16 protein-coding genes are annotated in these 20,462 nt (G+C 65.2%); 10 read left to right on the top strand and 6 right to left on the bottom strand.

Annotation, left to right across the window (positions count from 1 at the left end):
* Window positions 1–197 precede the first annotated feature (197 nt).
* Together ACSQ2H_RS03510 and ACSQ2H_RS03515 are read right to left on the bottom strand one after the other, a co-directional pair.
* Complete coding sequence (locus ACSQ2H_RS03510) at window positions 198–485, bottom strand: hypothetical protein (protein WP_436060068.1); 288 nt, start codon at window positions 483–485, stop codon at window positions 198–200.
* Between the two features lie 192 nt (window positions 486–677).
* Complete coding sequence (locus ACSQ2H_RS03515; RefSeq protein WP_436060069.1) at window positions 678–1,868, bottom strand: acyl-CoA dehydrogenase; 1,191 nt, start codon at window positions 1,866–1,868, stop codon at window positions 678–680.
* Window positions 1,869–1,953: 85 nt separating this feature from the next.
* Between ACSQ2H_RS03515 and ACSQ2H_RS03520 the strand changes: the two genes are divergently transcribed.
* Window positions 1,954–2,730: an IclR family transcriptional regulator domain-containing protein gene (locus ACSQ2H_RS03520; RefSeq protein WP_436060070.1), complete on the top strand. Its 777-nt coding sequence runs from the start codon at window positions 1,954–1,956 to the stop codon at window positions 2,728–2,730.
* A gap of 36 nt (window positions 2,731–2,766) precedes the next feature.
* On the opposite strand, the gene ACSQ2H_RS03525 is transcribed toward ACSQ2H_RS03520, so the two are convergent.
* A complete protein-coding gene (locus ACSQ2H_RS03525; protein WP_436060071.1) occupies window positions 2,767–2,952 on the bottom strand; it encodes a hypothetical protein in 186 nt (61 codons plus the stop codon).
* Window positions 2,953–3,176: 224 nt separating this feature from the next.
* Between ACSQ2H_RS03525 and ACSQ2H_RS03530 the strand changes: the two genes are divergently transcribed.
* Window positions 3,177–5,393 carry a TonB-dependent receptor gene (locus ACSQ2H_RS03530; protein ID WP_436060072.1) on the top strand — a complete coding sequence of 739 codons (2,217 nt, stop codon included), beginning with the start codon at window positions 3,177–3,179 and terminating at the stop codon, window positions 5,391–5,393.
* A gap of 80 nt (window positions 5,394–5,473) precedes the next feature.
* On the top strand, window positions 5,474–6,475 hold the full coding sequence (locus ACSQ2H_RS03535) for a glutathione S-transferase N-terminal domain-containing protein (RefSeq protein WP_436060073.1): 1,002 nt from the start codon (window positions 5,474–5,476) through the stop codon (window positions 6,473–6,475).
* Between the two features lie 93 nt (window positions 6,476–6,568).
* On the opposite strand, the gene ACSQ2H_RS03540 is transcribed toward ACSQ2H_RS03535, so the two are convergent.
* From ACSQ2H_RS03540 to ACSQ2H_RS03550, 3 genes are all read right to left on the bottom strand, one after another.
* A complete protein-coding gene (locus ACSQ2H_RS03540) occupies window positions 6,569–7,360 on the bottom strand; it encodes an enoyl-CoA hydratase-related protein (RefSeq protein ID WP_436060074.1) in 792 nt (263 codons plus the stop codon).
* Between the two features lie 32 nt (window positions 7,361–7,392).
* The gene (locus ACSQ2H_RS03545) at window positions 7,393–8,373 is read right to left on the bottom strand and encodes an NAD(P)H-dependent flavin oxidoreductase (protein ID WP_436060075.1); all 981 of its coding nucleotides are present in this window, start codon (window positions 8,371–8,373) and stop codon (window positions 7,393–7,395) included.
* A gap of 72 nt (window positions 8,374–8,445) precedes the next feature.
* Window positions 8,446–9,723 carry a spinster family MFS transporter gene (locus ACSQ2H_RS03550; protein WP_436060076.1) on the bottom strand — a complete coding sequence of 426 codons (1,278 nt, stop codon included), beginning with the start codon at window positions 9,721–9,723 and terminating at the stop codon, window positions 8,446–8,448.
* Window positions 9,724–10,090: 367 nt separating this feature from the next.
* On the opposite strand from ACSQ2H_RS03550, the gene ACSQ2H_RS03555 reads away from it, so the two are divergent.
* The 7 genes from ACSQ2H_RS03555 to ACSQ2H_RS03585 all read left to right on the top strand — a co-directional run bounded on the left by ACSQ2H_RS03555 (window position 10,091) and on the right by ACSQ2H_RS03585 (window position 20,453).
* Window positions 10,091–11,650: a long-chain-fatty-acid--CoA ligase gene (locus ACSQ2H_RS03555; protein ID WP_436060077.1), complete on the top strand. Its 1,560-nt coding sequence runs from the start codon at window positions 10,091–10,093 to the stop codon at window positions 11,648–11,650.
* A 44-nt stretch (window positions 11,651–11,694) separates the two neighbouring features.
* Complete coding sequence (locus ACSQ2H_RS03560; RefSeq protein ID WP_436060078.1) at window positions 11,695–12,738, top strand: glutathione S-transferase family protein; 1,044 nt, start codon at window positions 11,695–11,697, stop codon at window positions 12,736–12,738.
* A 27-nt stretch (window positions 12,739–12,765) separates the two neighbouring features.
* Window positions 12,766–13,947, top strand: coding sequence for a CaiB/BaiF CoA transferase family protein (locus ACSQ2H_RS03565; protein WP_436060079.1), 1,182 nt, complete (start codon window positions 12,766–12,768; stop codon window positions 13,945–13,947).
* Between the two features lie 164 nt (window positions 13,948–14,111).
* On the top strand, window positions 14,112–16,403 hold the full coding sequence (locus ACSQ2H_RS03570) for a TonB-dependent receptor (RefSeq protein ID WP_436060080.1): 2,292 nt from the start codon (window positions 14,112–14,114) through the stop codon (window positions 16,401–16,403).
* A 177-nt stretch (window positions 16,404–16,580) separates the two neighbouring features.
* A complete protein-coding gene (locus ACSQ2H_RS03575) occupies window positions 16,581–18,233 on the top strand; it encodes a sulfatase-like hydrolase/transferase (protein ID WP_436060081.1) in 1,653 nt (550 codons plus the stop codon).
* Window positions 18,234–18,483: 250 nt separating this feature from the next.
* Window positions 18,484–19,143 carry a TetR/AcrR family transcriptional regulator gene (locus ACSQ2H_RS03580; RefSeq protein ID WP_436060082.1) on the top strand — a complete coding sequence of 220 codons (660 nt, stop codon included), beginning with the start codon at window positions 18,484–18,486 and terminating at the stop codon, window positions 19,141–19,143.
* A gap of 128 nt (window positions 19,144–19,271) precedes the next feature.
* Window positions 19,272–20,453, top strand: a complete 1,182-nt coding sequence (locus tag ACSQ2H_RS03585) for a glutathione S-transferase N-terminal domain-containing protein (RefSeq protein WP_436060083.1) — start codon at window positions 19,272–19,274, stop codon at window positions 20,451–20,453.
* Window positions 20,454–20,462: the final 9 nt, after the last annotated feature.

The raw sequence follows: 20,462 nt of genomic DNA on the forward strand, positions 1-20,462 counted from the left end.
ATTTCTTTTCGTCATGCGCTCCCCGTACTTCAGGAGAATAGTGGGCAGAGGGCTCATCGTGCAAACTTGGAACGGCCTCGGCGCGGCGTACAGCGGGAGCGAAAGGCGGCTCCTAGGTGGCAGAGTACTCGTCGCCATCCTCGCGCCGGTCCTGCAGGCGTATGGCTGCGCGGTGCAGGCCGTCAGGCTCCATGGACCTAGAATCGACGGCGTCGCCGGGACCATTGGGCGATCTGCTCCATGGCTTCATCGAGCGATGTGCTCAGTTTGGCAACCGGCACCTGCCAGGCGCGATGGAGTACGGCGTCTTCGCTGACGGTGATTGTCCCGTCCGCGGGCTCCTCAATTGAAACTCGGAAGCACTCAGCTTCCCCGGCGCTGACATAACAATAACGGTGGGGCCGGCCGCCGAACTCAGTGCTGAGGGGCAGGCCGTGCCTCGCTGCCCACGCGTTGATGCCGTCATCGACCGCCTCGTAGCTCATTTGCCCATCTCCTGACGGCACAGCCTCCAGCAGGCTGCCTAAAGGTCCGCTAAGGGCACGTCAGGACGGTCCCGTTTTCGGGAACCGGCCTTCTTTCAGGCGAGTCCGCTTCTAGGCGCGTGGCCGATGTCCGTTGTCGGCACCAAGCGGCATGCGGAAAGTCGGCTACGTCGACGGGACCCGTGACCTCAATCAGAAGGCGTTCTCGCCCGTGATCGCGCGACCCAGGATCAAGGCGTGGACGTCGTGCGCGCCTTCGTAGGTGTTGACGGTCTCGAGGTTCGCCGCGTGGCGCATCACGTGATAGTCGCCGGAAATGCCGTTGCCGCCGTGGATGTCGCGGGCCTCGCGGGCGATGGCCAGGGCCTTGCCGCAGTTGTTGCGCTTCATCAGGCTGATGGCTTCGGGGACCCAGGCGCCCTGGTCGAGCAGCCGGCCGAGCGCCAGCGCCCCTTCGAAGCCCAGGGCGATCTCGGTCTGCATGTCGGCCAGCTTCTTCTGCACCAGCTGGCGGGCGGCCAGCGGCCGGCCGAACACCTTGCGGGTCTGGGTGTATTCCCGGGAGGCGTGCAGGCAGAACTCGGCCGCGCCCATCGCGCCCCAGCTGATGCCGTAGCGGGCCTTGTTCAGGCACGAGAACGGGCCGCGCAGGCCGCTGACGTTCGGCAGCATCTGGTTCTCGGGCACGAACACGTCGCTCAGCGAGATGTCGCCGGTGACCGAGGCGCGCAGGGAGAGCTTGTTCTGGATCTTGGCGGTGGCGAAGCCCTCCGAGCCGCGGTCGACCAGGAAGCCGCGGATCACCCCGTCCAGCTTGGCCCAGACCAGCGCCACGTCGGCGATCGGGCTGTTGGTGATCCACATCTTGGCGCCGCTCAGCACGTAGCCGCCGTCGACTTGTCTGGCCACCGTGCGCATCGAGGCCGGGTCAGAGCCGCCGTCGGCCTCGGTCAGGCCAAAGCAGCCGACGATCTCGCCGCGGGCCATGCCCGGCAGGTACTTCATCTTCTGCTCTTCCGAGCCGAAGGCGTAGATCGGGTACATGACCAGCGAGGACTGCACGCTCATCGCCGAGCGGTAGCCGCTGTCGACCGCCTCGATCTCACGGGCGATCAGGCCGTAGGCCACGTGGCTGACGCCGGCGCCGCCATATTGCTCGGGCAGGGTCGCGCCCAGGAAGCCCAGGGCGCCCATCTCGGTCATGATCTCGCGGTCGAAGCGCTCGTCGGCATAGGCCGAGACCACGCGCGGCAGCAGCTTCTCGCGGGCGTAGGCGCGGGCGCTCTCCCACACCATCCGCTCCTCCTCGGTGAGGCGCGAGCCGAGGTCCAGCGGATCTTCCCAGTTGAAGGTCTTCTGCTGGTCGCCGGTGTCGAGGGCCATGACGCGTTCTCCATCGCCTAGTTGCGCGATCTTGCCGCTACGGCGCACTCGCTTATGCGTCAATATTTTCGTACAGATGTGCGATATGCGCACAAAATCGGAAAGCGATGAGACTCGCCGCGACTACGTGCAGTCGTTCGCCCGCGGTCTTGAAGTCATTCGCGCCTTCTCAGCTCAGACGCCGGCGATGACGTTGAGCGAGGTAGCTGAAAAGGTCGGCATCACCCGAGCGGCCGCCAGACGCCTGCTGCTGACATTGGCGGAAGAAGGCTACGCGCGAACCGATGGTCGTGACTTTCGCTTGACGCCGCGGATCCTTGATCTCGGCTACGCATACCTTTCGGGGGTCGGGCCGTGGGAAGGGGCCCAGATCGTGCTGACCGACGTGACGCGAGAGGTGGGCGAGTCTTGTTCGCTCAGCGTGTTGGAAGGCGACGAGGTGGTCTATGTGGCGCGCGTCACCGCAAGCCGAATGATGACGCTCAACCTGCGCATCGGCAGCCGGTTGCCGGCCTTCCACACCTCGACGGGACGGGTGATGCTCGCCTATCGATCACTGGCGGAGGTCGACAACTTTTTGCAGGGGCGCAGCTTCGAGGCGCTCACACCCTACACCGTAACCGACCACGAGGCCTTGCGAAGGATCTTGCGGGAAACCCGCGAGCGGGGTTGGTGCATCTGCGATCAGGAACTGGAGCGCGGCCTGATCTCTCTTGCCGTGCCCGTTTATGATCGCTCCGGCGGCGTCAATGCTGCGCTCAATGTCTCGGCCGAAGCGAGCCGCATGGACATGGCAAGCTTGGTGGAGCGCGCCTTGCCGCTGCTTCAACGTGCGGCTGAAACGATATCGCGGACCGGGTAGGCGAGGGCGTTGGGAAGCGCCGTATATCTCCAGCGGTCAGTTCAGACCGTAGCGCGCCCGGAGTGAATGTTCCCGCAAAGAGACCATGATCATCATGGCGACTACGGCCGCATCTTGGTCGGTCTGGCGATCAATGGCGTCTTCGACCATGGCGGCGGCGCTGTCGATAGCGTCCGGATTGGTGCGGCCGACTTCTTCTAGAATTTCTTGGACCTGCCCCATGGAAGCTGCTCGGCGACGAGCGCGAACGTGTGATTGACAAGATGACCTGCAATTCGGAATATGAATTCTGGTTCCGATAATGAGAGCCTTTGGGGGGGCGTAGCGTGCATAGGAAGACAACGACGCGATGCTGCGGGTGCGTCGCCGCAACGGCGATAGCCGGTGGATGGCTCGCCGCGGCGCCGGCTTACAGCCAGTCGCCAGATGTTCAGCTTGAGGAACTGGTGGTCACCGCCCAGAAGCGAGTGGAAAGCGTCCAGGACGTGCCGTTGTCGATCACCGCGGTCAGCGGCCGGGAAATGGAAGCCGCCCGGGTGGTCAATTTCCGTGAACTGTCGGCCATCGTGCCGAGCCTCCGGATGGAGGGGACAAACAATACCCGTAACACGACCGTTTCCTTGCGCGGCATCGGCAATTCGGGGAACAACCCAGGCATCGAATACAGCGTCGGGGTATTCTTGGATGGCGTTTATCTGCCGGGCCTGAGCGTGCTGCAGGGTGATCTGGTGGACATCCAGGCGGTCGAGGTGCTGCGAGGCCCACAAGGCACCCTGTATGGCCGCAACACCCCGGTCGGCGCCATCAACATCGTCACTCGCGAGCCGCAATCGACGCCGGAGGCGATGCTGAGCGCCGGTGTCGGCAATTATGACCAGATTTACGCCAAGGGCTATGTCGGCGGGGGCTTGGGCGAGGACCTCGCCGCCCGCGCTTCATTCTGGGCGCGATCGCGTGAAGGTTTCGCCTACAATCTGGCGACCCGCGAGTGGGTCAACGACATGGAAGGAGAGGGCGCACGCCTGCGCCTTCTCTGGCGGCCGAGCGACGATCTGAAGGTCAACTTCATTGGCTACTACTCAGACGTGAGGTCGCATGGCGGCGTGGCCGATGCGATCAATCCGACCGGTCCTGGCGGTGTCGCCACGCCGGGGTTCCTCGCCGCCACCGCGGCGCTGGGCTACGATTTTCAGAACTTCACCAGCGGCGATTTCGTAGTCCAGGCCGACGACGTCACCAATGATCGCGCCAGATCGTACGGCCTTTCCGTGACTGGGCAGTTCGAGCTTTCCGGCGGTCATAGCCTGACCTCGATCACGGCCTGGGACGTGAACATTGGCTCGGCCGATCCCTACTCCGCCGATGCCCTGCCGCAGAAAGTGGCCACCCTGATCGAGCGCGGGGAGATAAACTCCTACAGCGAAGAACTGCGCCTCGCTTCTCCGGTCGGAGGGTTCTTCGAATACATTGCGGGCCTCTATCTCTATCGGCAGACCTATGACTTCTGGTCGACCGTGACGGTGGGGCCGGACGCCAACCGGCTGTTTCCGTTGCCGGCTGCGCTGGGCGGGCCGCAGCACTTCAATCCCGGGGACGCGATGCGTTCCGAAGCGGATCTGAAGACCACAAGCACCGCCTTGTTCAGCACGGCACGATTCAATCTTTCCGAACGGTGGCGGGTCTCGGCCGGAGCTCGCTACGTGTGGGAAGAGAAGGAGGGGGTGATCAATCACACCAACTCGCCGGGGACCAATGCAGCGTTCCAGGCGCTGTTTGGGCCCAACCCAATCGGCGATGTCTCGCGAAGCGAGGAGAAGTTCACCTGGCTGCTCAGCACCCAATACGACCTGACGCCGGACGTCATGGTCTTCGCCAGCGTCTCCACCGGCTACAAGGCCGGCGGCTTCAACGCCCGCCGCCAGGCGCCCTCGGCCCCCGTCCAGTTCGAACCGGAATCCTCGATAGACTACCAACTCGGCGTGAAATCCCAGCTCTTCGACCAGCGAGTGAGGGTCAACCTCACGCTGTTCAACATGGTGCTCAGCGACTTCCAGGAATCCATTCTCAATCCGGTCACCCGCTCGGGCTTTCTGACCGGCAACGCTGGCGAACGCAGGGTGCGTGGGCTGGAGGGCGATTTCGCTGCGGTGGTCGGCGAGCATTTGCGGCTTTCCGGCGGCCTCACCTACCTCGACGCCGAGTTCACCGACTACACCATCGGTCCCTGCTACGCCGGCCGTGCGCCAGACGGCAGCTTGCCCAACACCTGTTCCTTCAACGGCATGACTCCCGTGAGTTCGCCGGAGTGGAAATTCAATCTGGCGGCAGACTATTCGCGGCCGATCACCGATGACCTGACCTTCAACGGCCGGCTGGAAGTCCAGCACACCAGCTCGATGCTGCTGGATGCGGCGCTGGATCCGCGTTCGCGTCAGGAGGCCGTGACCCTGCTCAACGGCAGTCTCGCGCTCGACATCGGCGACGGACGTTGGAACCTTGCCCTCTGGGGCAAGAATCTGACCGACGAACACTACTATCAGCGGATCGGCGGAATTCCGCTGGCGCCGATGGTCAGCACAGGCGGGACCGCGGGGGCCGAGGGGTTCCATGGCTACTACGCCGAACCGCGCACCTTCGGACTGGAAGTCACCTACCGCTTCTGACGTGGGCGAGAGCCAGCGTCCCGCCTGGCTCTCTCCCCTCCGACCGCACCGAACCCTTACTGCAATCCGGAGGCCCGCCTATGGCGCAAGAACACTACCGCATCCACGGAAGTCTGGGATCGCCCTATACGATGAAGATGCGCGCGATCCTTCGCTATCGCCGCCTGCCGCACATCTGGATCCGGGGCGGCAACCAGGACCTGGCTGGGCGTGTGCCGCTGAAGGTCGCGGTCATTCCCGTCATCCAGTTCCTCGACGGATCGTACCACAACGATTCCACACCGATGATCGACGAGCTGGAGCGCCTGCACCCGGGCGAACGCTCGATCGTCCCGGAGGATGCGGGGGACGCCTTTCTGGCCTTCCTTCTGGAGGACTTCGCCGACGAGTGGGTCACCAAATATATGTTCCACTATCGCTGGTTCCGCGCCCGCGATCAGGACCAGATGGGCCACTGGCTTGGCTTCGACCGGTTCCAGGGCGGCGGGTTGGCCAATATCCGCGGCTTCGCACGTGAATTCGGCGATCGTCAGATCGGAAGGCTGGCCCTGGTTGGATGCACTGAGGCCAACCAGCCGCTGATCGAGGAGACCTGTCGGCGCACCCTGGCGGCCCTGGAGGCGCACGTGGTCAACGGCTGGTACTTCTTCGGCGACCGTCCATCGCGCGCCGAGTTCGCGCTCTATGGCCAGCTCTCGCAGCTCATCGTCGATCCGACGCCGAACGAGCTGCTGCGTTCGACCGCGCCCTATACGGCGCGCTGGATCATGCATGTGGACGACCTTGGCGGGATCGAGGGCGAGTGGTCCGTCAAAGCCGTCTCGAAAGGAGTCGAGGCTCTGTTGACGCTGGCGGGAGAGGTTTACCTGCCGTTTCTCGTGGCCAACGCCGAGGCGTTCGAGCGCGGTGCGGAAACCATGTCGTTCACCGTGCTCGGAGAAACCTACAGCCAGGCGGCGTTCCGCTATCAGGCGAAGTGCCTTCAGGTCCTGCGTGGCGCCTATGCGGCGCTGAACGGCGCGGCGCGCGAACGTATCGATCCCATTCTCGAAACGTCCGGTTGTCTGCAGTTCCTTCGGTAGCAGTCAGGTGAGCCTTCGACGCGACCCGAGGCGCGCGTCGAAGGCCGCGAGGACGTCAGTCGACGTCTTGGCCTTGTCGGGGCGTGGCTCGCGTCACCGGCCCGAAAACCGCGGTGCACGCTTTTCAACGAACGCCTTGGACGCGGCCTTGTGGTCTTCGGTCATCATCGTCCGCACCATGTTCACGGCCTCGAAGTCGAGGACGTCGCTCAACGTGCCCTGGTCGGCGGCGTTCAGATTTTTCTTCATATAGCCCACCGCGATCGTCGGCAGTTCAGCCAGTCGGCGGGCCATGGCTCCGGCCGCCTGAGCGAGCTCCGACGCCGGTACGGCCCAGTTCACGACGCCGAGCTTCTCAGCGTCCGCGCCGGTGATCACGTCGGCCAGGAAATAGAGCTCCCGCGCCTTCGCGGAGCCGACGAGATGGCTGAGGAAATAGCTGCCGCCATAGTCGCCGGAGACGCCCACCTTCGAAAACGCGGTGGTGAGCTTGGCCTCGGCGGCGGCGATCCGAAGGTCGCAGGCCAGCGCTATGGACAGGCCCGCGCCGGCCGCGGCGCCCGCGATGACCGCCAGGGTCGGCTTGGGCATCTCATGGAGTATGCGGCTGAGATCCATGCCGGTGCGGAGGGAATACAGCTTTTGCTCGAAGCTCGTTCCCTCTCCGCTGTCGCTCGCGAAACCCTTGACGTCGCCGCCGGCGCAGAATGCGCCGCCCGCCCCGGTCAGGACCACAGCTCGAACGTCGCGGTCGCCCGCCAGCCGCTGGGCGGCTTCGGACAGCGCAGCCAGCATTTCGCCCGACAGGGCGTTGCGCGCTTCCGGGCGGTTCATGGTCAAGGTGGCGATTCCGTCTTCCACCGTCTCGATCAACTGGCTTGTCATGATCTCCGTTCCTTTCAACTGTCCGGGCGCGTTCAGGCGGCCAGCAGGCCTTCCAGCCGCCGACGGATGATTTCCTCGGCCTCGTTCATGATCCGGTCGATCAGTTCCTTTACCGTCGGGACGTCGTGGATCAGCCCGGCCACCATGCCGCAGCTCCAGGCTCCGGCGTCCATTTGACCCTCGTGCAACACCAGCCGGCTCTGGCCGCCAGCCACATACTGCCGGATGTCGCCGATGGTGGTTTCCGCGCCCCTCTCGGCCTCGATCCGCAGCACTTGTTCGACCGCGGCGTTGAGCAGCACGCGCTCGGTGTTGCGCAGCGGCCGCATGACCAGCCGTGTCTGCAACTCGTCGGCCTCCACCAGGGCGCGCTTGACGTTCTCATGCACGGGCGCCTCGCGCGTGGCGATGAAGCGGGTGCCCATGTTCATGCCCTCGGCGCCCAGAGCCAGCGAAGCCACCAGGCTGCGGGCGTCGGCCATGCCGCCGGAGGCGACGAAGGGGATCTTCAGCTCCTCGGCCGCGCGCGGCAGCAGGATCATGTTGGGAATATCGTCTTCGCCCGGGTGCCCGCCGCATTCGAAGCCGTCGACGCTGACCGCGTCGCAGCCGATGGCTTCCGCCTTCAGCGAGTGGCGCACCGAGGTGCATTTGTGGATCACCTTGATCCCGGCCGCCTTCATGCGCGGCATGTGATCCTGCGGGTTGCGGCCGGCCGTCTCCACCGCCCTCACGCCGCCGGCGATGATGGCGTCGATATATTCCGGATAGGGCGGCGCCTGGAAACTGGGCAGGAATGTCAGGTTCACGCCGAACGGCTTGTCGGTCATCTCGCGGCAGCGCGCGATTTCCTTCCCCAAAGCTTCAGGCGTCGGCTGGGTGAGCCCAGTGATGATCCCCAGGCCGCCGGCGTTCGACACCGCCGACGCCAACTCGGCGTAGCCGACATAGTGCATGCCGCCCTGGATGATCGGATGTTCAATGCCGAAGAGTTCGGTGATCCTGGTTTTCATATGCTTCGCCTTGAAGGGGTGTGCGTGCGTGACCGCTCTCCCGGCCTCGTCGGCCGGGGTGTCGAGCTGGGCCTAGATGGTCTTGAGTTCGCTGGTGAGGCGCCGGCTGGCTAGCCAGAAGAACACCGCCGGGACAACGCCCAGGCCGGCGGCCCCGGCCAGCACCCATCGCACGCTCTGGTCGCCGGCGAATGGCTGCACGGCGTCGGACAACATGCCGAAGAACAGCGGTCCCAGGCCCAGGCCGATCAGATTGATGACGAACAGGATGATGGCCGACGCCATGGCGCGGGCAGGGGGGCTCACCAGCCGCTGGGCGCAGGAGAAGGTCGGACCATAGAAGAGGTTGTTGGCGATGGAGGGCAGGAAGATCAGCACTAGGGCGATCCGCCAGTCGGCCTGGAGGTAACCCGCCACCAGCAGGGGGGCTCCCAGAGCCATGCCGATGATCGGCGCAGCGAGGACGCGGCGCGGGTCCTTGGCGCCGAAGCGATCGGCGAAGTACCCGCCCAGGAACATTCCGATCGCCCCGGCCACGCCCGCGGAGATGCCTAGCCACAGGCCTACCTGGCCCGGCGACAGATTGTGCGTGCGGATAAACAGGATCGCCTGCCAGACCGTCTTGCCGTAGCCGAGGAAGGCCACGAAGGAGGCGGCGATGGTGATCAGGACGAACGCCTTCGACGCGGCGACCTCAGCGACGGCTTCGCGGAATGACATCTGCGGCGGGGCGGGCGTGGCGGACGCAAGGGCCCGCTCCTTGAAGACGCCCCGAGGTTCTTTCAGGGTGGTCCAGAGCAGCAAGGCGAAGATCAGGCCTGGCAGGCCGAGGACGAGGAAGGCGGATCGCCAGCCGTAGAGGTCGGTGAGCAATCCGCCCATCACCATGCCGAGGAGACCGCCGATAGGGATGCCGATCCCGTAGAAGGCCATCGAGGAGGCATGCTTCTCGCGCGGGACCATGTCCGTGATCAGCGAGTGCGCCGCCGGCGCGCAGCCGGCCTCGCCGATACCGACGCCGACCCGCGCCAGAAGCAGCTGCACGAAGTTCTGCGCCAGGCCGCACATGACCGTCATCGCCGACCAGGCCGCTAGCGAGGCCGCGATCAGGGAGCTTCGGCTGACCTTCGGATTGTCGGCGAGCCGGGCCAGCGGCAGGCCCAGGAAGGTGTAGAACAGCGCAAACGCCAGGCCGGTCATTAGCCCGATCTGGGTGTCGCTCAGGTCAAGATCGCGCTTGATGGATTCGGCGAGGATGTTGACCACCTGGCGGTCCAGGTAGTTGAGCGTCGAGACCAGCAGCAAGAACCACATGGCGTAGCGGGTGTAGGCCGGTGAGAAGGGCGCCATCCCTGTCGTCTGGAGCCCTCCCGCAGGGGCGGCTGCGGTGCTTTCGGTCATTCGAGTTCCCTCCCAGGCGCCGCAATTTTCTAAAATAGGAATTTCTATTCGCATTCTTCTTGGTGCTCTGAGCCATGTCAAGTGCCGGGAGCGGCGGCATGGTCGGCTGCGGACGCCTCACTGATCGATGAGTGCGGGGCAAGCAGATACCATGCCGCATGCGACCAGCGCCGGCGCAAGCCGCAGCGGCGAAGACTCCGACGATGGAATTTGAAAAATCCACTTGATGAGAACCAGAATTATGGTTCCTATATAGTCGCCCGATGGGGAGCCGGAGCGCGCGTAGCGAGACGGTGAGGATACGAGGAGGGGCTGCATGGAATTGGTCGACGTGATGGGGAGCGCCGTCCGCTTGCAGGGGAGGCTCCGCCCGACATCGATAGCCTGCAGCGCTGGCGGGCGGGACATCACCTTCGAAGCCCTTGACCAGCGGGCCAGCCGGATCGCCAACGGCCTGATCGCTGCGGGGTGTCGGCCCGGGGCCAGGATCGCCGCTCTGACGCGCAACATTCCTGAGTTCATCGAGATTCTCTGCGGTTCGCTGAAGGCCGCCACCGTATTGTTGCCGGTGAACTGGCGGCTGGCGCCGGGCGAAGTCCGCTACATTCTCGAGCACGCCCAGGTCGAGGCGATGTTCGTCGAGGAGGACCTCCTGCCGAGCCTCTCGCAATCGGCGGAGATCCTTGGTCGCGCCCGCGCCGTGATCGTGGTGGGCAAGGGTTCCACGCTTGCCGAAAGCTACGACGCCTGGTGCTCCAGGCAGTCCGGTGACGATCCCGTCGGTCCCGTCGACCCTGAGGACGTGTTCATCCAGATGTACACGAGCGGGACGACGGGGATGCCCAAGGGCGTGCAGCTGACCCATCGGAACTACAACCGCTCCTTCGAGGCGATGGACAGGCACGAGTGGTCGCGAACCGGCGCCGGCGAGGTCGTGTTCGCGCCGGCTCCGTTCTTTCATGTGAACGGCGTCAACGGCTTACTGCGCAGCCTGATTTCCGGTTCACGCCTGATCACCGTCGATCAGTTTCGTCCGGCCCAGGTGGTCGAGATCTTCGAACGCGAACGGGTCACGCGTGCGGCCATGGCACCGGCCATGTTGCAGATGTGCCTGGAGGTCCCGGGGATCGCTGAGCGCGATTTCTCCGCCCTGAAGCTGATCACCTACGGTGGCTCGCCGATCACCGAACGGGTGCTGGTGGAAGCCCGCGACACCTTCAAGTGCGCCTTCGCGCAGGGCTACGGCATGACGGAGACGACCAGCGCGGTCTGCATGCTTGCGCCGGCCGACCATGCCGACGGGCGCGGGAAGCTGCAGTCCTGCGGGCGGCCCTTGCCGGGGATCGGGGTGAGGGTGGTTTCTTCCGACGGCCAGGCCTGCGCCGTGGGCGAGGTGGGGGAGGTGGTGGTTCAGGGCGGGGTTGTGACGCCGGGGTACTATCGCGACGTCGACGCCACCGGCCGGACGATCATCGACGGTTGGCTGCATACCGGCGACGCCGGCTACTTCGATGCCGAGGGCTACCTCTACATCCACGACCGCGTGAAGGACATGATCGTCTCCGGCGGTGAGAACGTCTATCCGGCGGAGGTGGAGAACGCCTTGTTCCGGAATCCGGACGTGGCGGACGCCGCCGTGATCGGCGTGCCGGACGCCCGCTGGGGCGAGGCCGTCAAGGCGATCGTCGTCTTGCGCCCTGGGGTCGTCAGCGACGAGGCGGAAATCATCCGCCGGGTCCGCGAGCATATCGCCGGCTACAAGGCGCCCAAGAGCGTAGACTTCGCCGCCTCCATCCCAAGAAACCTCGCGGGCAAAATCATGCGCCGCGACCTGCGCGAGCCCTTCTGGGCCGGCAAGACCCGGTCCGTGAACTGACCCGTGCCTCCTCTCCGCGAACGAGCAATCCGGAACCTGATCCCATGAACCAGACCTCGCGCATCGTGCTTTCGGGGGTTCCCGGCTCGCCGTACACTCGCAAGATGCTGGCGGTTCTTCGCTATCGCCGCATTCCCTACAAGCTGATCCTTGCGTCGCACGACAATCTCGCCCAGCGGGGCGGCAAGCTTCTGCCGCGACCGAAGGTCAGCCTGTTGCCGACCTTTTATCTCCCCGGCGAGGGGGGCGTTCTGGAGGCCGTAACGGACTCCACGCCGATCATCAGGCGCCTTGAAGCCGAGTACGCTCAACGGCACGTTAGGCCCGCCGATCCGGCGCTGGCGTTCATCGACGCCCTCATCGAGGACTACGGCGACGAATGGCTGACCAAGGCAATGTTCCACTATCGCTGGGCTTATGAGGAGGACGCCTACCATGCGGGCCGCATCCTGCCGGCCTGGACGCGGGGGCGTGGTTCGGACGCCGAACTGGAGGTCGCCGCCGACATCATCCGCTCTCGCCAGATTCCGCGGCTTCGTTATGTGGGGTCGAACGAGACGACCCGCCCGGTGATCGAGGCCAGTTACCGGCGGTTCCTGGACGTGATGGAGGACCACCTGCGTTCGCAACCCTTCTTCTTGGGAGGGCGGCCGGGCGCCGGCGACTTCGCGATCTTCGGGCAACTCACCCAATTGGCCCATTTCGATCCCACGCCGTTGGCGCTGACGGCCGAACGCGCCCCCCGTGTCCATGCCTGGGTCGGCGCGGTGGAAGATCTTTCCGGTCTTGAGCCGGCCGGTGACGACTGGTTCAGCGCCGCGGACCTGCCGACAACGGTCCGTGGCCTGCTCGGTGAGATCGGACGGGTCTACGCGCCGCTCTTGCTGGCGAACGACCAGGCGGCGCGTTCGGGCAAGCCCGAGGTGGTGACGGAAATCGACGGCCTGCCTTGGGTGCAGCAGACCTTTGCCTACCACGCCAAGTGCCTCGCCTGGTTGCGAGCCGAGTACCAGGCTCTGCCGACGGCCAGCCGCCACGTGGTCGATGCGACACTCGCCGGCACCGGATGCGAGTTGTTGTTCGGCTGAAGTCGTCCCGCAGGGCAGGAGAAGGCGATGGGGATTCTGGACGGCGTGCGCGTGCTGGACTTCGGGCGTTACATCGCCGGTCCTTACTGCGCGGCTCTGCTTGCCGAGTTCGGCGCTGAGGTCATCCGTATCGAAAAGCGGGACGGCAGCGAGGACCGCTTCGTGTCTCCGCTGGGACCTGGCCTGGACGGCGCGCTGTTCTCGCAGATGAACCGAGGCAAGCGCTCCATCACCCTGGACCCTATGAGCGAGCCCGGCCGTGCGGTGGTCCGCCGGCTGGTCGCCACTGCCGACGTCGTCGTCGCCAATCTGCCGCCGGCGACCCTGCGTGCGATGGGTCTCGATTACGAGAGCCTGAAGGTTGTGCGGAAAGACATCATCCTGACGACGCCTTCCGCCTATGGCCAGAACGGCCCGCTCCGCGACCAGGTGGGGTTCGATGGGATCGGCCAGGTGATGTCGGGCGCCGTCTATCTGACCGGCTTGCCTGACCAGCCTTTCCGCACCCCCGTGCCCTGGGTGGATTTTGGAACGGCGCTCCACAGCGCGGTGGGGACGCTGCTGGCGCTGATGGAACGGCGGAAGAGTGGTCGAGGTCAGGAGGTGGCGACCTCTCTGCTGGGCACGGCGCTGGCCTTCATGAGTCCTACGCTCATCGAGCAGGCGGTTCTCGCTTCCAACCGCGCGCCCTTGGGAAATCGGAGCTTCGGGGCCGCGCCCGCAGACCTTTTCAGGACGCGGGATGGCTGGATCCTCATCCAGGTCGTCGGCCAGCCCCTCTTCCGCCGTCTTGCGCACTTGATCGACGAGCCCGGCTGGCTGGACGATCCGCGTTTCGCTGACGATCTCTCACGCGGCGAGCATGGCGCGTTGATCAGCGCCCGCGTGGGGGAATGGTGCGGCGCGCGAGGCCGCGCCGAAGCGCTGGAAGCCCTGGCCGCGGCGCGAATCCCGGCCGGCGCCGTCCTGAGCCCTGCCGAAACCCTCGACCATCCGCACGTCCAGGCCATGGGCCTGCTGCAGCAGGTGAGGTCTGCCGACGCCTCCCGACCCACGCCGGTCATCGGCGTCCCCATCTCCCTCTCGGCCAATCCCGGCGTCATCGCCGGTCCGCCGCCCCGTACCGGCGAACACACTGAAGAGGTGCTTCGCGCGCTCGGGTACGACGAAGCCGGCATGGCGAATCTGCGCACCGCAGGAGCGATCTAAGGGTGCCGGCCCGCGCAGGGGAGCGTGTGTGGGTGTCATGACTTGAACCGGAATTCTTATTCCACTATGGTTGATTTATCGCGACCGGCTCGGCGGGCCCTCCGCCAGGAACAAGGTCGTGCAATGAAAGGGGGAGCGAAATGGACCGTCGTGGATTCGCGAGCATGTTGTTTGGCGGAACCGCCGTTGCCCTTGTCCTGACGGCGGCGTCGCCGGCCCGCGCGCAGGACAGGGTCGCCGAGGTGGAGACGATCATCGTCACCGCTAACAAGCGGGCCGAGGACATCCAGGATGTGGGCATGTCGGTCAGCGCGGTGAGCGGCGACTACCTGGAGAAGACCGGCGTCGTCACCGCGGCGGAACTCTCCCGCATGATCCCATCGGTCTCGATCACCCAGTCCAACAACAACCGCAACTCGACGGTCTTCGTGCGGGGCATCGGCACCTCCGGCACCAACCCTGGGATCGAGGCCAGCGTCGGCATCTTCATCGACGGTGTCTATATTGTCGCCGCCGGGCCCATCCAGTCCAACCTGCAGGACATCTCGACCCTGGAGGTCCTGCGTGGTCCGCAGGGCACGCTCTATGGCCGCAATACGCCGGTGGGCGCGATCAACATCACCTCGCGTGCGCCTTCCCAAACGCCCGAGGCGATGCTCGCTCTGCGCATTGGCGACTACTCCGACAAGCAGATCAGCGGTTACGTCGGCGGCGGCCTGACTGAGACCCTGGCCGGGCGACTTTCGTTCTGGGCCGGCTCGCGCGACGGCTACGAAACCAATCGCTTCACCGGCGACGACGTGAACGGCGTCGAGCAGTACGGCGTACGGGGCCGGTTGCAATGGCGGCCGCGCGACAACGTGACCGGCGACTTCATCGGCTACTTCACTCGAATGCGTTCGGAGTGCTGTACCCCCGAGACCCTCGATCCCAGGGGGCCGACCGGCATCGCAACTCCTGGCTTCCTCGCGGCGACCGCGGCGCTGGGCCGGCCGTTCCAGAATTTTGACGACAAGGACCACGTCGTCGACGACGACAATCAAGGGCTGGACGTCACCCAGGCCTACGGCCTGTCGGCGAGCTTCAACTGGGACCTCGACAGCGGCCACACCCTGACCTCGATCACCGCGTGGAACGGCTACAAGGACGATATCCGCTCGCTGGCGGCCGACGGCCTTCCGCAATCCACCGCGTCCGGCAAGCAGTACCTGCGTCGGGAAGGCTACAGCGAGGAACTGCGGATCGCTTCGCCGGTGGAGCAGACGTTCAGCTATCTGGCGGGACTTTACCTGTTCTCGGAAAGCGTTACGCACACGACCAGGACCTCGCTGGGCGTCCACGCCAATCGCACTTTGCCCAATGGTCGCACCTTCCTGCCTACCGACGAGAGCAGGTTCTATTTCACCCAGAAGACACGGAGCGCAGCGATCTTCGGACAAGCGACGCTGAACGCCAGTGAGGCGCTGCGCTTCACCGGCGGGTTGCGCTACAGCTGGGACGGCAAGGACGCGTTCTTCGATTCCGACGTCAACCCCACGGCTTCGTTGGCGGCCCGCGCCGTCTTCGCGGTGAACCACCTCGGCGCCGTCGATCGGTCCGAGGAGAAGCTCACCTGGTCGCTGGGCGCGCAATATGACCTGTCGCCGGGCGTGATGGCCTATGCAATTGCGGCCACCGGCTACAAGACCGGCGGCTTCAACGGACGTTCGGCCGCTGCGGGCGTGCCCGTGGATTTCGATGCGGAAAGCTCGCTGACCTATGAGCTGGGGATCAAGTCCACCTGGCTAGACCGTCGCCTGCTGATCAATGCCGACATCTATCGAATGGACTTGGACGACTTCCAGGATTCCATCCTCAACCCGGTGACCAGCACCGGCTTCATCGTCGCCAATGCCGGATCTCGTCGGGTGCAAGGCTTCGAGGCCGAGGCGCAGTTCCATCCGATCACGCAGCTCTCGCTGCGGGGCGCGCTGTCCTACATGGACGCCGAGTTCACCGACTATCCGGCCGGCCAGTGCTATTCCGGCAAGGTCCCGAACGGGACCTTGCCGGGGACCTGCAATTACAATGGCCTCACTCCCTCGCAGAGCCCGAAGTGGAGCTGGAGCTTGACTGGTCAGTGGGAGGCGCCGCTTGCCGACACGGGCCTGACCTGGTTCCTCAATGCCGACGTCAGCTATGTCGGCGACAGGCAGCTTGAGCCGACGCTTGGCCCAGGCTCCTTCGAACCGGCCACAACTCTGGTCGGAGCGCGCATCGGCCTCACCTCGGACGGCCAGGACTGGCGGGTGTCGCTGTTCGGTAAGAACCTGACAGACGAGGTCTACTTCGTTCAGAAAACGCCTCAACCCCTGGCGGCCTTCATCAGCGGGGGCGGAACCAGCCAGGCGCGCGGCTATGTCGGCTGGTATGGCGCGCCGCGCGCCTGGGGCGTCGAGGTTTCCAAGAAATTCTAGCTCTTTCTCCCCGGACCTCGGGGCGCGCCCTGCGCGCGCCCCGCTTTTCGGGGCTGTCCGGCCAGGCTCGGAATGCAGCGGTTCGGAGCGGCCGCCGACGGCCGGGGCGGCGTTGACAGCCGCCGTCGCGAATATCAACGTGAATAAAAATTCCGGTTCATTGAGGGGAGTCCATAGATGCGAAGTGTAGAACGCCGTCTTGGAGTGGTGGCGACGGGGATCGCCGCATGCCTGGCGATGACCGTGCCTTCGTGGGGCCAGGCGCCGGCCCACGTCCCGACAGAACGCGCCCGGGTTGTGGTCGGCCCGCCGCGCGACGTGGTCTGGCAGCTGGGACCGGAACGACCGCCTGCCGGCAAGCGCAAGCCGAACATCATCCTCATCGTCGCCGACGACCTCGGCTACAACGACGTCAGCTTCAACGGAGGCGGTGTGGCGGGCGGTCTGGTTCAGACGCCCAACATCGACTCCATCGGGCACGAAGGCGTCAGCTTCGCCCAAGGATACGCTGGGCACGGCACCTGCGCGCCGTCTCGCGCGGCGCTATTGACCGGCCGCTATCCGACTCGCTTCGGCTTTGAATTCACGCCGGTGCCGTTGGCCTTCGCGCGCTCCGTACGGGCGTTCAACTACGGCATGCGCAATCCGGTCTATTTCGCCGATCGCGAGAAGGACATCATTCCGACGTCGGAGATGGGTGTTCCGCCCAGCGAGATCATGCTGGCGAAGCTGCTGCAGGATTCGGGCTACCACACCCTGCAGTTCGGCAAGTGGCACCTGGGCGAGTCGCCGCAGTTCCAACCGCAGAACCGGGGCTTCTCCGAAAGCCTGGGCTTTATCGGCGGCGGTTCGATGTTCCTCCCGCCAGGGGATCCGCGCGGGGTGGAAGCGCGGCAGGACTTCGATCCCATCGACATGAATCTGTGGAAGAGTCTGCAGTTCTATGTCCGCAAGGACGGCGGCGAGGCCTTTGCGCCCAAGCGTTACATGACCGACTATCTGACCGATGAAGCGGTGAACGCCATCGCGGCCAATCGTAACAGGCCGTTCTTCATGTACATGGCCTACAACGCACCGCACACGCCCTTGCAGGCGACGAAGGAGGACTTCGAGGCGCTCTCGAACATCACCGACCGGCGGACGCGGATCTATGGCGCCATGATCCGTTCGTTGGACCGCAATGTCGGCCGTCTGCTCGAAGCCCTGCAGGAGCAAGGGCTGGAGAAGGACACCATCGTCATCTTCACCAGCGACAACGGCGGCGCCTACTACCTCGGCCTGCCGGAGATCAACCGGCCCTATCGGGGCTGGAAGCAGACCTTCTTCGAGGGGGGGGTCCGCACGCCGTATTTCGTGCGCTGGCCGGGCGCGATCCAGGCCGGGACCGTCTTTCGCGCGCCGGTCTCTCACTTCGACATCTTCGCTACGGCTGCGGCGGTCGCGGGCGCCAAGCTGCCCAGCGACCGAGTCTATGACGGGGTGGATCTCATCCCCTACGTCCAGGCCAAGAAGCTCGGCCGGCCGCATGAGGTGCTGTTCTGGCGCACCGGCCCCTATCAAGTCGTTCGGGCGGGCGATTGGAAGTTGCAGGTGACGGAGCGGCCGGCCAAGGACTGGCTCTACGACCTGTCCGTCGATCCCACGGAACGCAACAACCTGGCCCTGGCCCAGCCCGAAAAGGTCGCCGAACTGAAGGTCCTGCTTGACCGCCACAACGCCCAGCAGGTCAAGCCCATGTGGCCCGAGCTCGGGCAGTCGCCGGTGATGCTCGACCACACCCTTGAAACACCCCAGGCGGAGAGCGACGAATACGTCTACTGGGGCAACTAGGTCTCTGGCGCGGCGGGGGAGGGGATACCTCTTTTCCAGCCATGTCCAGCGTATGAACAGGGCTATGAAACGGAATACGTGTTCCGACCGTTTCCACTCTTGATTCAACGACCAGGTGGGATGCAATAGGTCGATCGATTAATCACTCTTGACGGACCTTCTGCTCCGTTGTCGGCCCCCTCGGGGGTGTGTCATGAGGGCGCTGCGGCCGTGATCCGTGACTCGGCATGTGGGATGGAAGGCGACAAGATTGGCGGCTCAGACCTCCGATATCGAAGACATCGACGGCGTTATCCCGGCCAACCAGACGCGAAGTCGCGAGGCTCAGGCGCGGCTCATGAAGGCCGGCGAGCAGGTGTTCGCGCGCAAGGGCTACGACGACGCCCACGTCAGCGACATCGCCGCCGCCGCCAAATGCTCGATCGGTAGTTTCTACCGCCGCTTTCGCGACAAGGAGGCGCTGTTCCGCGCGCTGCATATCCAGTTCGCGCAGCGGATCGAGAACAACATGGAACGCTTTCTCGCCATGCCGGAATGGGCGGAGAAGTCGAGCTATGAAATCCTGCGCACCCTGGTCACGAACACCGCGCGCGTGATCGAGCGTCACCCGGGCTTCTTCCGCGCCCTGTTCCAGCGCACCCTGTCGGGGGCGGGCTCGGCCTATGTCCCGGCCCTGCGCGCCGCCGACGATCGTTCCGGCCGCCTGCTTGCGGAGTTCCTGGTCAAACGCGGAGAAGGGCGGCCGACCGAGTTGGAGGAGTCCTGCATCTTCGGCCTGCGGACAGTGGAAGCGGCGCTGATCCATCGTGGTCTGCGCTCGGAGGTCACCGGCGAGCGGGCAGGCACGCCCTTCGTCATCGAATCCCTGACCGAAATGCTGGCCGGCTATCTCGGCGTTCGCCGAGCCTAGCTGGAACCTGTGCAGCGATTGCTCGCAGACATCAAGACGGCCCTTGAACTGAACCGTAATTTCGGTTCACATATTGGCGCGGTCGGGGGATGTCCCGGGCCGTCTTGACGCGTACGGGGAGGATGACTGTGCCAGTAGCCGCCGATCACGGGACGAGCGCTGGCGCGGCCGCGACCTATGTCCTCTATGGCGCCCACGCTTCGTTCTACACCGGCAAGACGCGCAGCTATCTGCGCAAGAAGGCCATCCCCTTCATCGAACGCCTGCCCAGTCATCCGCGGTTCCGCGAGGTGGTCAGCCCGGCCGCTCGTTCGCGGCGCATCCCGATCCTGGAGACCCCGGCCGGTGAAGTGGTGCAGGACACTACCGAGATTTTCGAGGTGTTGGAGCGGCGTTTTCCTGATCCGCCCGCCCTGCCGCCAGGACCGCGTCAGCGGCTGGCGGCGTACCTGATCGACCTAATGGCGAGCGAGGCGCTGAAGATCGCCTGGCATTTCCGCTGGAACTTCCAGGAGGCCAATTATCATTTTGTCTCGCGGGAATTCGGCCGCAGCTTCCGGCCGCAGGGCACGGACGCCGAACTTGACCACTATGGCGGCGTTGTCGCCCGGCAGATGGACAGTCACCGCGCGCGGATCGGGATCACGCCGGACCTGTTCCCAATCATGGAAGCGATCTACCTCGACCTGCTGGATCAGCTCGAGGCGCAATTCACCGAGCATCCGTACCTGTTCGGCGGCCTTCCCAGCGTCGGCGACTTCGGTCTGATGGGACCACTGTTCGGCCACTTGGGGCGTGACCCCTATCCGCTGCACCTGATGCAGCGCCGGGCGCCCAGGGTGTTCCGCTGGGTGGAGCACATGAACACCCCGGAAATCCGCTCGCCGGAGTTCTCCGAGGCACCCATGTCCTATCTGCCGGACGACGCCATACCGCCGGCCGTGGTCGAGCTCCTGCGCAACATCATGGTCGACCACGCTTCCAGCTTCATCGAGGCCGCCCGGCTTTGGCGCGAGTGGGTGGCGCGGAATCCCGCCAAGCCCGCCGGCGCGCTGGTCTCCGACAAGGACGAGGACCAGCCGAGCCTGGGCATGGTCACCGTTCGACTGCGCGGTCGCCAGATGACTCACGGTGCGTCGGCCCACTCGCTGTGGGTCCTGCAACGCACGCTGCGCTGGCTGGCCGCCCTGCCGGTCGACCAACGCCGCGCCTGCGGCCAACTGGCCGCCGAGATCGGGGCCGAAGACTTGCTGGCCATCGACCTCGCCCGCCCCCTGACCCGGGTCGGCAATCGTCTGGCCGTCGCGTGAAAGGAACCC

This window comes from Phenylobacterium sp. LjRoot97 (genome assembly GCF_964254345.1).
In the GTDB taxonomy this organism is placed as follows: Bacteria; Pseudomonadota; Alphaproteobacteria; order Caulobacterales; family Caulobacteraceae; genus Phenylobacterium.

Bases quoted from the DNA above. Each gene is read 5' to 3' on its own strand.
- ACSQ2H_RS03570 (WP_436060080.1), top strand. From the start codon at position 14,112: ATGTTGTTTGGCGGAACCGCCGTTGCCCTTGTCCTGACGGCGGCGTCG.
- ACSQ2H_RS03555 (WP_436060077.1), top strand. From the start codon at position 10,091: ATGGAATTGGTCGACGTGATGGGGAGCGCCGTCCGCTTGCAGGGGAGG.
- ACSQ2H_RS03535 (WP_436060073.1), top strand. From the start codon at position 5,474: ATGGCGCAAGAACACTACCGCATCCACGGAAGTCTGGGATCGCCCTAT.
- ACSQ2H_RS03545 (WP_436060075.1), bottom strand. From the start codon at position 8,373: ATGAAAACCAGGATCACCGAACTCTTCGGCATTGAACATCCGATCATC.
- ACSQ2H_RS03525 (WP_436060071.1), bottom strand. From the start codon at position 2,952: ATGGGGCAGGTCCAAGAAATTCTAGAAGAAGTCGGCCGCACCAATCCG.
- ACSQ2H_RS03510 (WP_436060068.1), bottom strand. From the start codon at position 485: ATGAGCTACGAGGCGGTCGATGACGGCATCAACGCGTGGGCAGCGAGG.
- ACSQ2H_RS03540 (WP_436060074.1), bottom strand. From the start codon at position 7,360: ATGACAAGCCAGTTGATCGAGACGGTGGAAGACGGAATCGCCACCTTG.
- ACSQ2H_RS03550 (WP_436060076.1), bottom strand. From the start codon at position 9,723: ATGGCGCCCTTCTCACCGGCCTACACCCGCTACGCCATGTGGTTCTTG.
- ACSQ2H_RS03560 (WP_436060078.1), top strand. From the start codon at position 11,695: ATGAACCAGACCTCGCGCATCGTGCTTTCGGGGGTTCCCGGCTCGCCG.
- ACSQ2H_RS03565 (WP_436060079.1), top strand. From the start codon at position 12,766: ATGGGGATTCTGGACGGCGTGCGCGTGCTGGACTTCGGGCGTTACATC.
- ACSQ2H_RS03520 (WP_436060070.1), top strand. From the start codon at position 1,954: ATGCGCACAAAATCGGAAAGCGATGAGACTCGCCGCGACTACGTGCAG.
- ACSQ2H_RS03575 (WP_436060081.1), top strand. From the start codon at position 16,581: ATGCGAAGTGTAGAACGCCGTCTTGGAGTGGTGGCGACGGGGATCGCC.
- ACSQ2H_RS03515 (WP_436060069.1), bottom strand. From the start codon at position 1,868: ATGGCCCTCGACACCGGCGACCAGCAGAAGACCTTCAACTGGGAAGAT.